At 73.8% G+C, this 15,010-nt stretch carries 12 protein-coding genes; 10 read left to right on the top strand and 2 right to left on the bottom strand.

Annotated elements, in window-relative coordinates; all coding sequences use genetic code 11:
* Positions 1 to 6 precede the first annotated feature (6 nt).
* The 5 genes from AB0J21_RS27430 to AB0J21_RS27410 all read left to right on the top strand — a co-directional run bounded on the left by AB0J21_RS27430 (position 7) and on the right by AB0J21_RS27410 (position 6,244).
* Positions 7 to 1,134 carry a uroporphyrinogen-III synthase gene (locus AB0J21_RS27430; RefSeq protein WP_363148791.1) on the top strand — a complete coding sequence of 376 codons (1,128 nt, stop codon included), beginning with the start codon at positions 7 to 9 and terminating at the stop codon, positions 1,132 to 1,134.
* Positions 1,135 to 1,393: 259 nt separating this feature from the next.
* Positions 1,394 to 1,987, top strand: coding sequence for an ABATE domain-containing protein (locus AB0J21_RS27425; RefSeq protein ID WP_363148790.1), 594 nt, complete (start codon positions 1,394 to 1,396; stop codon positions 1,985 to 1,987).
* A gap of 106 nt (positions 1,988 to 2,093) precedes the next feature.
* Entirely contained in the window at positions 2,094 to 4,466 is a 2,373-nt protein-coding gene (locus tag AB0J21_RS27420; RefSeq protein WP_363148789.1) for a UvrD-helicase domain-containing protein, read from the top strand.
* Positions 4,467 to 4,613: 147 nt separating this feature from the next.
* Complete coding sequence (locus AB0J21_RS27415; RefSeq protein WP_363148788.1) at positions 4,614 to 5,045, top strand: hypothetical protein; 432 nt, start codon at positions 4,614 to 4,616, stop codon at positions 5,043 to 5,045.
* Positions 5,046 to 5,137: 92 nt separating this feature from the next.
* The gene (locus tag AB0J21_RS27410; protein ID WP_363148787.1) at positions 5,138 to 6,244 is read left to right on the top strand and encodes a hypothetical protein; all 1,107 of its coding nucleotides are present in this window, start codon (positions 5,138 to 5,140) and stop codon (positions 6,242 to 6,244) included.
* Between the two features lie 347 nt (positions 6,245 to 6,591).
* Here the strand turns inward: AB0J21_RS27410 and AB0J21_RS27405 are convergent, their stop codons facing one another.
* Entirely contained in the window at positions 6,592 to 7,653 is a 1,062-nt protein-coding gene (locus AB0J21_RS27405; RefSeq protein WP_363148786.1) for an NADP-dependent oxidoreductase, read from the bottom strand.
* Positions 7,654 to 7,940: 287 nt separating this feature from the next.
* On the opposite strand from AB0J21_RS27405, the gene AB0J21_RS27400 reads away from it, so the two are divergent.
* Together AB0J21_RS27400 and AB0J21_RS27395 are read left to right on the top strand one after the other, a co-directional pair.
* Positions 7,941 to 9,377: an NAD-dependent malic enzyme gene (locus AB0J21_RS27400; RefSeq protein ID WP_363148785.1), complete on the top strand. Its 1,437-nt coding sequence runs from the start codon at positions 7,941 to 7,943 to the stop codon at positions 9,375 to 9,377.
* A 462-nt stretch (positions 9,378 to 9,839) separates the two neighbouring features.
* A complete protein-coding gene (locus tag AB0J21_RS27395) occupies positions 9,840 to 10,121 on the top strand; it encodes an HU family DNA-binding protein (protein ID WP_363148784.1) in 282 nt (93 codons plus the stop codon).
* Between the two features lie 423 nt (positions 10,122 to 10,544).
* On the opposite strand, the gene murA is transcribed toward AB0J21_RS27395, so the two are convergent.
* The gene (murA, locus tag AB0J21_RS27390; protein WP_363148783.1) at positions 10,545 to 11,876 is read right to left on the bottom strand and encodes a UDP-N-acetylglucosamine 1-carboxyvinyltransferase; all 1,332 of its coding nucleotides are present in this window, start codon (positions 11,874 to 11,876) and stop codon (positions 10,545 to 10,547) included.
* 252 nt (positions 11,877 to 12,128) lie between these two features.
* Here murA and AB0J21_RS27385 point away from each other — a divergent pair, with 252 nt between their 5' ends.
* From AB0J21_RS27385 to AB0J21_RS27375, 3 genes are all read left to right on the top strand, one after another.
* Entirely contained in the window at positions 12,129 to 12,701 is a 573-nt protein-coding gene (locus AB0J21_RS27385; protein ID WP_363148782.1) for a YqgE/AlgH family protein, read from the top strand.
* Between the two features lie 92 nt (positions 12,702 to 12,793).
* Positions 12,794 to 13,099 (top strand): DUF3039 domain-containing protein, encoded by a 306-nt coding sequence (locus AB0J21_RS27380; protein WP_363148781.1) that lies wholly within the window; start codon positions 12,794 to 12,796, stop codon positions 13,097 to 13,099.
* 87 nt (positions 13,100 to 13,186) lie between these two features.
* Positions 13,187 to 14,839 (top strand): beta-N-acetylhexosaminidase, encoded by a 1,653-nt coding sequence (locus AB0J21_RS27375; protein WP_363148780.1) that lies wholly within the window; start codon positions 13,187 to 13,189, stop codon positions 14,837 to 14,839.
* Positions 14,840 to 15,010 lie beyond the last annotated feature (171 nt).

Here is a 15,010-nt window from a genome sequence, read left to right as displayed (position 1 = left end):
ACAGCGATGAGCAGCGAGCAGCAGTACGGCCCCCTCGCGGGCTTCACGGTCGGCGTGACCGCCGCCCGCCGGGCCGGGGAACTGGGGGCGCTGCTGGAGCGGCGCGGCGCCCAGGTCCTGCACGCCCCGGCCCTGCGGACCGTCCCGCTCGCCGACGACAGCGAACTCCTCGACGCCACCCGGCGGCTGCTCGCGTCCCGGCCCGACCTCGTCGTCGTGACCACCGCCATCGGCTTCCGCGGCTGGGTCGAGGCGGCCCGGGGCTGGGGCCTGGGCGAGGAACTGCTGACCGTGCTCGGCGGGGCGCGCCTGCTCGCGCGCGGGCCCAAGGTCAAGGGAGCGCTGCGCGCCGCCGGACTCAGTGAGGAGTGGTCCCCGGTCTCCGAGTCGATGGCCGAGGTCCTCGACCGGCTGCTCACCGAGGGCGTCGAAGGGCGACGGATCGCGGTGCAGCTCCACGGCGAGCCGCTGACCGGTTTCCTGGAGGCGCTGCGGGAGGCGGGCGCCGAGGTCGTGGGCGTGCCGGTGTACCGGTGGCTGCCGCCCGAGGACCTGGCCCCCGTCGACCGGCTGCTCGACGCGATCGTCGCGGGCGCGGTGGACGCGCTGCCGTTCACGAGCGCGCCGGCCGCCGCGTCCCTGCTCTCGCGCGCCGAGGCGCGCGGTCAACTCCCGGCCCTGCTGGCCGCGTTCCGCGACGGGATGCTGGCCGCGTGCGTCGGTCCGGTGACGGCGCTGCCGCTCCAGGCGCACGGGATCGCGACCGTCCAGCCCGAACGCTTCAGGCTCGGCCCCCTCGTTCAGCTCCTGTGCCGTGAACTGCCGTCCCGGGCACGGGTGCTGGACGTCTCGGGGAAGCGGTTCGAGGTACGGGGGAGCGGGGTCCTGCTCGACGGGGAGCTGCGGGTCCCGCCACCCGCGGCGATGGCCCTGCTGCGGGTGCTCGCACGCCGTCCCGGCTGGGTCGTCTCCCGCGCCGACCTCCTGCGCAGCCTGCCGGGGTCGGGTACCGACGAGCACGCGGTGGAGACGGCGATGGCCCGCTTGCGGGGCGCGCTGGGCGACCCGGAACTCGTGCAGACCGTGGTGAAGCGGGGGTACCGGCTGGCGGTGGACCCGGTGGCCGCCGGGTAGGGGGCGAGGCGATCGGTCGGCTTCGCCTCCCTCGTCCTCAAACGCCGGACGGGCTTGATAATCGGCCTGCGGCCTCGTCCTCGAACGCCGGGGAAATCGAGCCCGTCCGGCGATTGAGGACACGGCCGCAGGCCGCTTCAAGCCACGGCCGCAGGCCGATGCGGGACACGGCCGCACCCGTCAAGGGCTACACGCCGCGCGCAGCGCCAGGCACATTGGAGGGTGGCCCCTTCGACCCCCACCAGGCGGTGACCCGTTCATGAGCGCGGCCGGACTTCCCCACCCCCACACCCCCCTCCGTTTCGACGCGGGCCGGATCTGTCTCGATCTGCTGGCCACCACGCATCCGGTGGAGCGGATCGGCGACGTCGACCGGCTGCGCTCCTGGTGCCTCGGCGCCGGGCTCGTCCCGCCCGGCACCCCGCTCGCCGAGGCCGGCACATCCTGGCTGCACGCCTTCCACGAGCTGCGCGCCCACGTCGGGCACCTGGTGCGCGGGGAACTCGACGGGCGCCCCGCCACCCGCTCCCTCGCCCACGTCAACGCCGCCGCCCTCGCCGCACCCCCGGCGCCCCGCGCCCTGCGCGGCGCCGAGGGCCGGCTCGTCCGGGCCCTGCACGCCGACCCCGGCTGCGCCGCGCTGCTCGCCGCCGTCGCCCGGGACGCCCTCGACCTGCTCACCGACCCCCGGGCCCGCTCCGGGCTGCGGCGCTGCGCGGGCGACAACTGCCCCATCGTCTACCTCGACACCTCGCGCGGCCGGCGCCGCCGCTGGTGCTCCAGCGAGACCTGCGGCAACCGGGAACGCGTCGCCCGGCACCGGCGCCGCGCCGCCGCCCACGCCCCCGCCTGAACCGCCCGCCCCCGCATCCCTTCTTAACAGGCACGGCGCGTGCACGGGGCCCCCGGGCTTCGCGTACGGTGGACGGCTGCTCAGAGCACGTGAGAAGGGGGCCTCGGTGGCCGACGTACGCGACCACGAGATCGGCGTAGAACAACAGCATCTGGACCGGGCCTACCGGCGTCTCGTCGAGAAGATCGACGAGGCGGAATTCCTGATGCGGGACGCCGCTCAGCTCGGCCATGTCGGCACACCGGGGGCGCTCGCGGAACGCGACGCCCAGGTGTTCCGGGCCGGGATCCACCTCAACCGGCTCAACAACGAGTTCGAGGACTTCCTCTTCGGGCGCATCGACCTGCTCGCGGGCAAGGACGGCAAGAAGGGCCCCGACGGCGCCTTCACCTCCGTCGAACCCGCCGAGGACGCCATCCGTCCGGACGACACCGCCGACATCGCCGAGACCCTGCACATCGGGCGCATCGGCGTACTCGACGCGGACTACGCGCCCCTCGTCATCGACTGGCGCGCGCCCGCCGCCGCCCCCTTCTACCGGTCCACGCCGGTGGCGCCCGGCCGGGTGGTGCGGCGGCGCGTCATCCGCTCCAAGGGCCGGCGGGTCCTCGGCGTCGAGGACGACCTGATGCGCCCCGAGCTGACCGCCCGCCTCGACGGGGAGCGGCTGCCCGTGGTCGGTGACGGCGCGCTCATGGCCGCGCTCGGCCAGGCCCGCAGCCACTCCATGCGGGACATCGTCGCGTCCATCCAGGCCGAGCAGGACCTCGTCATCCGGGCGCCCGCCGCCTCCGTGACCCTCGTCGAGGGCGGCCCCGGCACCGGGAAGACCGCCGTCGCCCTGCACCGCGCCGCCTACCTGCTGTACCAGGACCGCAGGCGCTACGCGGGCGGCATCCTCATCGTCTCGCCGACCCCGCTGCTCGTCGCCTACACCGAGGGTGTGCTGCCCTCGCTCGGCGAGGAGGGGCAGGTCGCGATCCGCGCCGTCGGCAGCCTCGCCGACGAGGCCGCAGGACCGGCCGGCGCCACCGAGTACGACGCCCCGGCCGTCGCCCGCGTCAAGGGCTCCGCGCGGATGCTCAATGTGCTGCGCAGGGCCGCGCGCGGCGCCCTGGAGATCCCGGTGACGCCCCCGGCCCCCGAACCGGACGCCGAGGAGGAGGCGGGACAGCTCTCGCTCGGCCTGACCGCCCCCGCCCGGACGCCCACCCGGCTGCGGGTCGTCGCCTTCGGCCGCCGCGTCGAACTGGAGGCCCCGGCCCTCGAAGCGGTACGGCGCTCCGCGCTCAGCGGCACCGCCCCCGTCAACCTGCTGCGCCCGCGCGCCCGTAAACTCCTCCTGGACGCCCTGTGGGAGCGCTCGGGCGGCGGCAACCGGCACACCGACCCGGAACTCGCGGCGGAACTGCGCTCCGGATTCGACGAGGACATCACCTCGGAGGACTCCTTCACCGCCTTCCTCGACGCGTGGTGGCCCGAGCTGACCCCGCGCCGCGTCCTCGCCGTCATGGCCGACGAACGGCGCCTGGCGCGCTGGTCGCGGCGCACCCTCAACCAGGGCGAGGCCCGCCGCGTCGCGCGCTCCCTGCGCCGCCTCGACCCGGAGACCGGGGCGGGACCGCTGTCCGTGCACGACGTCGCGCTGCTCGACGAACTGCACGCGATCCTCGGCGCCCCCGCCCGCCCGCGCAGGAAGCCCCGCGACTACGACCCGCTGGACGAGCTGACGGGCCTGGAGGAGCTGATGCCGCGCCGCGAGGAGAGCCGCCGCGAACGCGCGGAACGCCTCGCCGAGGAGCGCACCGAGTACACCCACGTCATCGTCGACGAGGCCCAGGACCTCACCCCGATGCAGTGGCGCATGATCGGCCGCCGGGGCCGGCACGCGACGTGGACGGTCGTGGGCGACCCCGCGCAGTCCTCGTGGCCCGACCCCGACGAGGCGGCCGAAGCCCGCGACGAGGCCCTCGGCAACCGCCCCCGGCGCCGCTTCACGCTCACCGTCAACTACCGCAACCCCTCCGAGGTCGCCGACCTCGCCTCCCGCGTCCTCGCCCTCGCGATGCCCGGCAGCGAGCCGCCCCGCGCGGTCCGCTCCACCGGCATCGAGCCCCACTTCGCCGTCGTCCCCGAGGGCGGCTCCCTCGGCGCGACCGTCCGCGCCGAGGCCGAACGGCTCCTCGGCCGCGTCGAGGGCACCGTCGGCGTCGTCGTCGCGATGAACCGGCGCGCCGAGGCCGCCCGCTGGCTCGACGGCCTCGGCGACCGCGTCGTCGCCCTCGGCAGCCTGGAGGCCAAGGGCCTGGAGTACGACGCGACGCTCGTCGCCACACCCGCCGAGATCGCCGAGGAGTCCGTGGCCGGGCTGCGCGTCCTGTACGTCGCACTGACCCGCGCCACCCAGCAGCTCACCGTCGTCTCCGGCGAACGCGACGACCCCGACGGGCACGGGGTGCCGGACCTGCTGAGGGACTGAGCGGCCGCACCGCCGCACGGCCGGGAGTGAACCCTCCGGGGGACGAAGCCCGTGTACGGGATGAACCATCTCCGGGGCCGAAAGCCCCGGAGGTGGGGACTTCCTGACGCCTTGTCAGGAAGTACACCCCGTGATCCGGAGGCCGAAGTGCGTCGCCTACCTTCCGAAACCCCTTCCCGCACCCGCGCCCGCACCCGCACTCGTACGAAGTCCGTGGCGGCCCTCGGCGCCCTTCTGTCCGCCGCGGGCGCCCTGACCCTGGCCCTCGCGCCGTCCGCCAGCGCGGCGCCCAACGGCTGGCAGCTGTGCGTGGACTACAACCTCCAGCGCTGCAACTACTGGACGGCCGACAACCCGCCCTTCAGCAACGACTTGTTGAAACTGGACACCTCCAGCTCCGGGGTGGAGGACCTCCAGGACAAGATCTCCTCGATCTCCGTCCACAACGCCTCGACCCTCTACACCTGGAACGACAACAACTACACGGGCATCCAGGGCGAGTTCCAGAACAACTACACCTGGAACACGCTCAACTACCCGTACAACGACGCGATCTCCTCGATACGCACCTGGCGCTGAGCGCGCTCGCACGAGGGACCTCGCCGAGGTCCTGACAGGTGGGGAAGGGGCTCCCCGGCCGGGAGCCCCCGGAGAGCAAGAAGGGGACCGCCATGCACCAGCAAGCACCCGTCGCGTCGCCGCCGCGCCGCACGGCGGGGACCACCGCGTTCGGCGCGCTGTGCCTGTGCGTGGCGGCGCTCCTGTCCGGCTGCGGCTCCGGCTCCGGGGGAGCGGACGCCCGGCCCCCGCAGCAGGGCAGGGCGGCCCCGACGCCGCAGGAGGCGGTGGCCAACCTGACCGGGCTCCTGCCCGGGGGCCGCACCTCCCGGCCGTCCGGGCCGTCCGGGGGCCGGGCGCCCGGCGCCGCCGTGCTCTACGACGACGGGAAGGGGCGCGCGCACATCGCGGTCGTGCTCGACCGCCTCCCGCTGCCCCTGCCCGAGGACTACTCCGCGTGCCCCGACACCGCCTACCACCCGCACAGCCGGTGCGAGGGCGCGCGTACGGGCGACGGGGCGCGCCTCGACTTCGACCGCTCCCCGGCGGACGAGTCGAAACCGGCGGGCGTCCAGCGGTGGACGGTGTTCCGGACCGGACGGGACGGCACCCGGATCGGCGTGACGGAGATCAACTCCACCGGGGAGACCACGCCCCCGACCCGGAAGAACCCGCCGCTCACCCGCCGTCAGCTCGAACACCTCGTCGCCTCGGCCAGTTGGCGGCCCCTGCTGGAGCGCCTGGCGAAGGCGCCCTCCCCCGGGCCGGACACGCCGGGCCGGCTGTCCGGCGCCCGCATCGCACGCGTCATCGGCGACGGCGTGCCGGGCGGCCTGCGCGTCGCGGACGCGGGCGGGACCACGGGCTTCGGCCACGTCACGGTGGACGACGGCCACGGAAAGAGCCTGGTGGCCGTCACCGTGCAGCAGTGGAAACCGGGGGACGCCGCGATGGAGGAGGTCTTCGCGAAGGCTGACCGGCAGGCGGACGGTACCCGCGTCGCCCTCGGCCACCGGGCCCGCCCCGAAGGCGGGAAGCCGACCGAGTGGACCGCCGACACCCTGCGCCCGGACGGCCTCCGCGTCGCCGTGTCGGAACTGAACGCCGCCGCCTACGGACTGCCCGGAACCCGGAAGGCTCCCGCCCTGGACGCCGGACGGCTCAGGCGCCTCGCCCTCGCCCCTCAGTGGCGCGCGGCGGTCGAGGCGGCCGGGGAGTGAGAAGCGGCTCCCGTCCTCGCGCCAGGGACGACTCACCTTCCCGTCAAGGACGACCCGGTGCGCAAACCCCTCGTGCGGGGGAATCCGGGGGAGGAAAGGTGACCGTCGTGGTCGAACTCGCGCGCGGGAATTGCCTCGCCCGGATCCTTTGTTAGCCTGGAGGTGGCACCGGCTCGATCCAAGCCCCCGGGCCCAACCATAGGCGCTTCGAGCGCCCACTTGCCGCGAGGCGAGCATGGCGGGCCGGTGTCGTCATCGTCCCACTTGTCCCCGGCCGGTTCACCCGGCCGGGGACAGTGCGTTGACGGGCCCGTGTTGACGCCTGCCCGGCGGGTCCGCGTCGCCGCTCAGTCCACGGAGACGATCGTGCGCCCCAGACCGTGCCCCGCGAGCATCCCCGCGAAGGCCGCCGGGACCGCGTCGAAGCCCTCGGCCGTCGTGTGCACGCCGCGCACCGCCCCGTCCCGCACGAGAGCCCCCACCTCCTCCTCGAAGACCGGCCGCAGCTCCTCGTGCGCGGTGACCGTGAAACCGCGCATCGTCAGCTCCTGGTAGATCATCCGCACGTAGTTGGCGGGCCCGCGCACCTCGCCCCGCGCGTACTGCGAGGCCGCCCCGCACAGCACCGCGCGCCCCCGGAAGCGCAGTACCTCAAGCGCCGCCTCCAGCTGCTCGCCGCCGACGTTGTCGAAGAACAGGTCGATACCCTGCGGGGCGGCCGCGCGCAGCGCTTCGGCGGCCGGGCCCTCGTGGTGGTCGAACGCCGCCTCGGCGCCCAGCTCCCCGGTCAGCAGGGCGAGCTTGCGCGCCGAACCGGCCGAGCCGATCACCCGCGCCCCGCGCGCCCGCGCGAACTGCACCGCGCAGCTCCCGACCCCGCCGGCCGCGCCCGACACGAACACGGTCTCCCCCTCCCGTACCCGCCCGATGTGCGTGAGCCCCGTCCAGGCCGTGAACCCGACGTGGCCGAGCACGGTCAGGAAGGACTCCAGGCCCAGGCCCGCCGCGTCCGGAGGCAGCTTGCGCAGGGCGCTCGCGGGCAGGACGGAGCGGGTGCGCCACGGCACCTTGCCGAGGGCCAGGTCGCCGGGGCGCAGCGCCGGGTCCCGCGAGGCCAGGACCTCCACGACCGCGTCGCTCCACGGGACGTCGCCGAGGCGCACCCCCGGCCCGTACGCCGTGTCCGGGCCGCCGACACGGCTCGCGAGGCCCGCGTTCAGGCCCAGCCGGCGCAGCGCCACGAGAGCCTCGCCCGGACCGGGCCCGGCGGGCGCGGCCACCGGGAAGACGGCGAAATCCCGTTCGGCGATCCCCTCGGCGCCCGGGTAGCGGTCCAGCCGGACCTCACGGACGGCGCCCGCCTCGGGGACCGGACCGGGGACGTCGCCGTCGGGGGAGCGCGTGATCATGCGCGCAGGCTATCCCCGGCCTCCGCCGGTCCGCCGCACGACGCCCCCGGGCCGGGTGACCCCGGTCACTCGTACCGTAGAGTGGAATCGTTTTTCCGCGATGCGGTGCGCGAAAACGGGAGAACTGTCGCAACCATGGTGAAGACCGGCCGCCGGACTGTGCGGAGGGCACTACCACGTACTCGTCGGTAGGTGGGACCATCGACAGGCACGTCCGGCGCGTCCCCTCCCCCGGACAGGGGGTGTGGAGCGCGCTGAAACACCAGGTGAAAGCAGAGGAAGTCGGCATGGCAACGGCGCCCAGCGTCTCCTACTCGATGACGGTCCGGCTGGAGGTGCCCGCGAGCGGAACCGCGGTCTCCCAGCTCACCACGGCCGTGGAGTCCTCGGGGGGCTCGGTGACCGGCCTCGACGTCACCGCCTCGGGCCACGAACTGCTCCGGATCGACGTCACCATCGCCGCGTCCTCCACGGCGCACGCGGACGAGATCGTCAGCAAGCTGCGCACGATCGAGGGCGTCACCCTCGGCAAGGTCTCCGACCGTACGTTCCTGATGCACCTCGGCGGCAAGATCGAGATGCAGTCCAAGCACCCCATCCGCAACCGTGACGACCTCTCCATGGTCTACACGCCGGGCGTCGCGCGGGTCTGCATGGCGATCGCCGAGAACCCCGAGGACGCGCGCCGGCTGACCATCAAGCGCAACTCCGTCGCCGTCGTCACCGACGGTTCGGCCGTCCTCGGGCTCGGCAACATCGGCCCGAAGGCCGCGCTGCCCGTCATGGAGGGCAAGGCGGCCCTCTTCAAGCGCTTCGCGGGCATCGACGCGTGGCCGCTGTGCCTGGACACCCAGGACACCGACGCGATCGTGGAGATCGTCAAGGCCATCGCCCCGGGCTTCGCCGGGATCAACCTGGAGGACATCTCCGCGCCCCGCTGCTTCGAGATCGAGGCCCGGCTGCGCGAGGCCCTGGACATCCCGGTCTTCCACGACGACCAGCACGGCACCGCGATCGTCGTGCTCGCCGCGCTCACCAACGCGCTGCGCGTCGTCGGCAAGGACGTCGGGGACGTCCGCGTGGTCATGTCGGGCGCCGGGGCGGCCGGTACGGCCATCCTGAAGCTGCTGCTGGCCGCGGGCGTCAAGCGGGCCGTGGTCGCCGACATCCACGGTGTCGTGCACGCGGGCCGCGCGGACCTCGTGGACGCCGCCCCCGACTCCCCGCTGCGCTGGATCGCCGACAACACCAACCCGGAGAACCTCACCGGCACGCTCCGCGAGGCGGTGCGCGGCGCCGACGTCTTCGTGGGCGTCTCCGCCCCGAACGTGCTGGACGGCGACGACGTGGCCGCCATGGCGGACGACGCGATCGTCTTCGCGCTCGCCAACCCCGACCCGGAGGTGGAGCCGGCGGTGGCCCGCCAGACCGCCGCCGTCGTCGCGACCGGCCGCTCGGACTTCCCGAACCAGATCAACAACGTCCTGGTCTTCCCGGGTGTCTTCCGCGGGCTTCTGGACGCCCAGTCGCGGACCGTCAACACCGAGATGATGCTCGCCGCCGCCGAGGCGCTCGCGGACGTCGTCACGAGCGACGAGCTGAACCGGAACTACATCATTCCGAGCGTGTTCAACGACAAGGTCGCGGGGGCCGTCGCCGGGGCCGTCCGGGACGCCGCGAAGGCCGCCGGGGTCTCCGCCGAGCCCGTCACCGCACAGCGGTAAACCGTACGTCGTCACTCTCCGGTCACCCCTCGGCCACCCGTCCGGTCCCCCGGGGCAGCGGGGGGTGACGCGTGCCACGCCCTGCGTGTGCCCGGGCATCCCGGGCACAAGAGCCGCAGGTCCGGGCGGTACGTTCGAGACGAGCAGCCCGGGCCGGGGCCCGCACCCCGGCGCGTCGTGGATCGCGGGTCCCCGGACCGCGCCCTAGGGTGGCGGGCAGTAAGCCCGGAGCCCTGCGGTCCGCTGCCGGGAGCGGACAGAGCGTCACCACAGCGAGGCAGTGGCGCTTTTCGTGTGACTCGGGCGGACCCGGATTGGCTTTCCCGCCGCAGGTGGGGGCAGGATGCCTCTCTGGGCGCGAGGGTCTTACGGAGACCCGGGTCCGGGGGACCGTCGTGGACCCTGGCAGCATCGGCTTCGATCTCACGCCTCAACGGCAAGAAGAACACGGGAGTACACAACATGAACCGCAGTGAGCTGGTGGCCGCCCTGGCCGACCGCGCCGAGGTGACCCGCAAGGACGCCGACGCGGTGCTGGCCGCCTTCGCCGAGGTGGTCGGTGACATCGTCGCCAAGGGCGACGAGAAGGTCACCATCCCCGGCTTCCTGACCTTCGAGCGCACGCACCGTGCCGCTCGCACGGCCCGCAACCCGCAGACGGGCGAGCCGATCCAGATCGCCGCCGGATACAGCGTCAAGGTGTCGGCGGGTTCCAAGCTGAAGGAAGCGGCCAAGGGCAAGTAAGGCCGGCGTTCCGGGGCGGTCATCCATCTGTTGGTGGGTGACCGCCCTTTCGCGTGCCTTGCGCGTGCCGCGGGCTCTGGGGGGTGGGTGCGGGCCGTGCGGGGTTTCGGGGGCTCCGCCCCCGCGCCCCCGCTCCTCAAGCGCCGGAGGGGCTTGGTCGGGGTGCCGGTGGGGGGCTCGGTGCGGGTCTCGTCCGGCGTTTGGGGCTCCGCCCCTGGCCCCCGCTCCTCAAACGCCGGAGGGGCTTGGAGAAGAACCGGCGCCGGGGAGCTTGAGGAGCGGGGCCGGAGGGGCCTGGAGGACGGGGGCTGAGGAGCGGGGTCGGAGGGCTTGGAGAGCCGGGGCTCCGGAGTGGCCGGCGGACCGGGGCCCCGCTCCGGGAGGAGTCGGCCCCGGTCGGACGCCCGGGAGGAGTCGGCCCGGTCAGGTGCCCGGGAGTTCGACCTTCGCGCCCAGTTCCACGAGTTTGTCCATGAAGTTCTCGTAGCCGCGGTTGATCAGTTCGATGCCGTGGACGCGGGACGTGCCCTGGGCCGCGAGGGCGGCGATCAGGTAGGAGAAGCCGCCGCGCAGGTCGGGGATCACGAGGTCGGCGCCCTGGAGGCGGGTCGGGCCCGAGACCACGGCCGAGTGCAGGAAGTTGCGCTGGCCGAAGCGGCAGTCGGAACCGCCCAGGCACTCGCGGTACAGCTGGATGTGCGCGCCCATCTGGTTGAGCGCCGAGGTGAAGCCGAGCCGCGACTCGTACACCGTCTCGTGCACGATCGACAGGCCCGTCGCCTGCGTCAGCGCCACGACCAGCGGCTGCTGCCAGTCGGTCTGGAAACCGGGGTGCACGTCGGTCTCCAGCGCGATCGACTTCAGCTGGCCGCCCGGGTGCCAGAAGCGGATGCCCTCGTCGTCGATCTCGAAGGCGCCGCCGACCTTCCGGTACGTGTTGAGGAAGGTCATCATGGTGCGCTGCTGCGCCCCGTGGACGTAGATGTTGCCCTCGGTGGCCAGCGCGGCCGAGGCCCAGGACGCGGCCTCCAGACGGTCCGGGACGGCCCGGTGGCGGTAGCCCGTCAGGCTGTCCACACCGGTGATCCGGATGGTCCGGTCGATGTCCATCGCGATGATCGCGCCCATTTTCTGCAGCACGCAGATCAGGTCCTCGATCTCCGGCTCCACGGCCGCGTTCTGCAGGACCGTGACGCCCTCGGCGAGCACCGCCGTCAGCAGCACCTGCTCGGTCGCGCCGACCGAGGGGTAGGGCAGCCGGATCTTCGTGCCGCGCAACCGCTGCGGGGCCTCCAGGTACTGGCCGTCCGCCCGCTTCTCGATGCGCGCGCCGAACTGGCGCAGCACGTCGAAGTGGAAGTCGATGGGACGCCCGCCGATGTCGCAGCCGCCCAGGCCCGGGATGAAGGCGTGGCCCAGCCGGTGCAGCAGCGGGCCGCAGAACAGGATCGGGATGCGCGAGGAGCCGGCGTGCGCGTCGATGTCGGCGACGTTCGCGCTCTCCACGTGCGTCGGGTCGAGCACGAGTTCCCCGGGCTCGTCACCGGGGCGCACGGTCACGCCGTGCAGCTGGAGCAGTCCGCGCACCACGCGCACGTCGCGGATGTCGGGCACGTTGCCCAGCCGGCTCGGGCCGCTGCCGAGCAGCGCGGCGACCATGGCCTTGGGCACGAGGTTCTTCGCGCCTCGGACCCGGATCTCGCCCTCCAGCGGGGTTCCGCCGTGGACAAGGAGTACATCGTCGGTGACGGTCATCGATCTCGCGTTCCGAAGAGGTGGGCAGGGGGCCGAGAGAAAGCGTAATGGTCCCTCGGCGGTCGGTTACCTGCTCAACTGGGCCGCAAACCGTCAGGAGTCGGCCACAACACGAACGGTGCGGGGCCGAACGCCGTACGTCACCGACGGCGTGGCGTGCGCGGGGGACGCCTCCGTGCGCCCTGAGCTGCGGCAGACGGGCCCCGTGGGCCCTCTCCCCGCGCGGGGCCGGGATGCGGGATCATGGGGCCCATGACCGAGGTGTCCTCGCTCACAGGGCGACTGCTCGTCGCCACACCGGCCCTCGCGGACCCGAACTTCGACCGCGCGGTCGTCCTGCTGCTCGACCACGACGCCGAGGGCTCCCTCGGCGTCGTCCTGAACCGGCCCACCCCGGTGGGCGTGGGCGACATCCTGGAGGGCTGGGGCGAACTGGCGGGCGCCCCCGGCGTCGTGTTCCAGGGCGGGCCGGTCTCCCTCGACTCCGCACTCGGCGTCGCCGTCGTCCCCGGCGAGGGCACCGGCCGCTCGCTGCCGCTCGGCTGGCGCCGGGTGCACGGCGCGATCGGCCTCGTCGACCTGGAGACCCCGCCGGAACTGCTCGCCGCCGCCCTCGGCTCGCTGCGCATCTTCGCCGGGTACGCGGGCTGGGGCCCCGGCCAGCTGGAGAACGAACTCGGCAACGGCGCGTGGTACGTCGTCGACTCCGAACCGGGCGACGTCTCCGCCCCCGACCCCGGACGCCTGTGGCGCTCCGTCCTGCGCCGCCAGCGCAGCGAACTCGCCATGATCGCCACCTATCCGGACGACCCCTCCCTCAACTGAGGGAGGGGGAGCACTCCAGCCCTCGCGCCCCGTCCGCCCGCCCGCGCCAAGGCGCTTCGCGGGCCCGGCGGGCGTGGGTACCCTTGGAATTTATGAGCACTCTTGAGCCCGAGCGCGGTGGCAGTACCGGAACCCTCGTCGAGCCGATTCCACAGACCTCGCACGGGGACGGCGACCACGAGCGCTACGCCCACTATGTCCAGAAGGACAAGATCATGGCGAGCGCCCTCGACGGCACCCCCGTCGTCGCCCTGTGCGGCAAGGTGTGGGTCCCCGGGCGCGACCCGAAGAAGTACCCCGTGTGTCCCATGTGCAAGGAGATCTACGACTCCATGGGCCCCGGCGGCGACAACGGCAAGGGCGGCAAGGACGGAAAGGGCGGCGGCGACAAGAAGTAGCCGCGGCCCGGCGCCGGGCGGCCGGTGCGGCCGTCCGTCACCGATGGCCCCTGGTGCCGGCCGGTGGCGTCTGGTGGACTAGACCACATGACGTCCTCCCTGGCCACGGCACCCCTGCTGCCCGCCCCCCTCCGCCTCCTGCCGCCCGACATCCCCGGAGAGCTCGTGCTCGACGGCGGTACCGTGCTCGACGCCGGGCCCGGTACCGCCGCCACCGCCCGCTGGCTGCGCTCCACCGTGGGCGCCGCGACCGGCCTCGGCCTGCCCGACGGCGCGCACGGCACCGTCGTACGCCTGCGCGTGGACGCCGAGGGGATGGGCGCCCGGCTCGGCGAGGAGGGGTACGTCCTGACAGCCGGGCCCGGGGGCGTACGTATCGACGGGGGCGGACCGGCCGGGGTCTTCTGGGGCGCCCAGACCCTGCGCCAGCTCCTGGGCCCCGGAGCCTTCCGCCGCGCCCCGCTGGACGCCGGACACACCTGGCGGCTCCCGTACGGAACCGTCGAGGACGCGCCCCGCTTCGGCTGGCGCGGCCATCTGCTGGACGTGGCACGGCACTTCCTGCCCAAGGACGACGTCCTGCGCACGATCGACCTGCTCGCCGCGCACAAGCTCAACGTCCTGCACTTCCACCTCAGCGACGACCAGGGCTGGCGCGTCGAGATCAAGCGGTACCCGAGGCTCACCGAGGTCGCGTCCTGGCGCCGGCGCACCAAGCGCGGGCACCGCGCCTCCCCGCTGTGGGACGAGACCCCGTACGGCGGCTTCTACACGCAGGACGACATCCGCGAGATCGTCGCCTACGCCGCCGAGCGGCACGTCACCGTCGTCCCCGAGATCGACATCCCCGGCCACTCCCAGGCCGCGATCAGCGCCTACCCCGAACTCGGCAACCAGGACGTCGTCGACACCGCGGCGCTCGACGTGTGGGACACCTGGGGCGTCAACCCCAACGTGCTCGCCCCCACCGACACCGTCCTGCGGTTCTACGAGGGCGTGTTCGAGGAACTGCTCGACCTGTTCCCCTCGCCCTTCGTGCACGTCGGCGGCGACGAGTGCCCCAAGGACCAGTGGAAGGCCTCCGCCCTCGCCCAGGCCCGGATCGCCGAACTCGGCGTCGGCGACGAGGACGGCCTCCAGAGCTGGTTCATCGGCCACTTCGACCAGTGGCTCAGCGCGCGCGGGCGCCGCCTCGTCGGCTGGGACGAGATCCTGGAGGGCGGGCTCGCACCGGGCGCCACCGTCTCCTCCTGGCGCGGCTACTCCGGCGGGATCGCCGCCGCCCGCGCGGGCCACGACGTCGTCATGTGCCCTGAACAGCAGGTCTATCTCGACCACCGGCAGGCCCCCGGCGAGGACGAGCCCGTGCCGATCGGCTTCGTGCGCACCCTGGAGGACGTCTACCGCTTCGAACCCGTCCCGCCGCAGCTCACCGCCGAGGAGGCCCGGCACGTCATCGGCACCCAGGGCAACTCGTGGAGCGAGGTGATGGACAGTCGCGAACGGCGCGACTACCAGACCTTCCCGCGGCTCGCCGCCCTCGCCGAGGTCGCCTGGAGCACGCTGCCCGCACCCGCCGAACGCGACTGGCCGGACTTCGCACACCGCATGGACGCCGCGCACTACGCGCGTCTGGACGCCCTCGGCGTCGCCTACCGGCCCGCCTCGGGACCCCACCCCTGGCAGCGTCGCCCCGGAATCCTCGGCCGCCCGATCGAGGGAGCACCCCCGAACGTGTGAGTACCCGGACGCGGTACGGAAAGGGGCACTTCGGGCGCGGAGTGCCCCCGCACCCGGCCGCCGAACCGGCCCGCCCCGGCGGACCCCGGCGCCGGGGGGCCACGAGAATGTGCCAGAGTTGCCACGTCCGGCCCGTGACGACGTACCGTACGGCAGCACAGGCCACGGGCG

Source organism: Streptomyces sp. NPDC049954 (assembly GCF_040656295.1).
Lineage (GTDB): Bacteria > Actinomycetota > Actinomycetes > Streptomycetales > Streptomycetaceae > Streptomyces.
The sequence above is the reverse complement of the archived record's forward strand: the minus strand, read 5'-3'. Positions and strand labels throughout refer to the sequence as shown.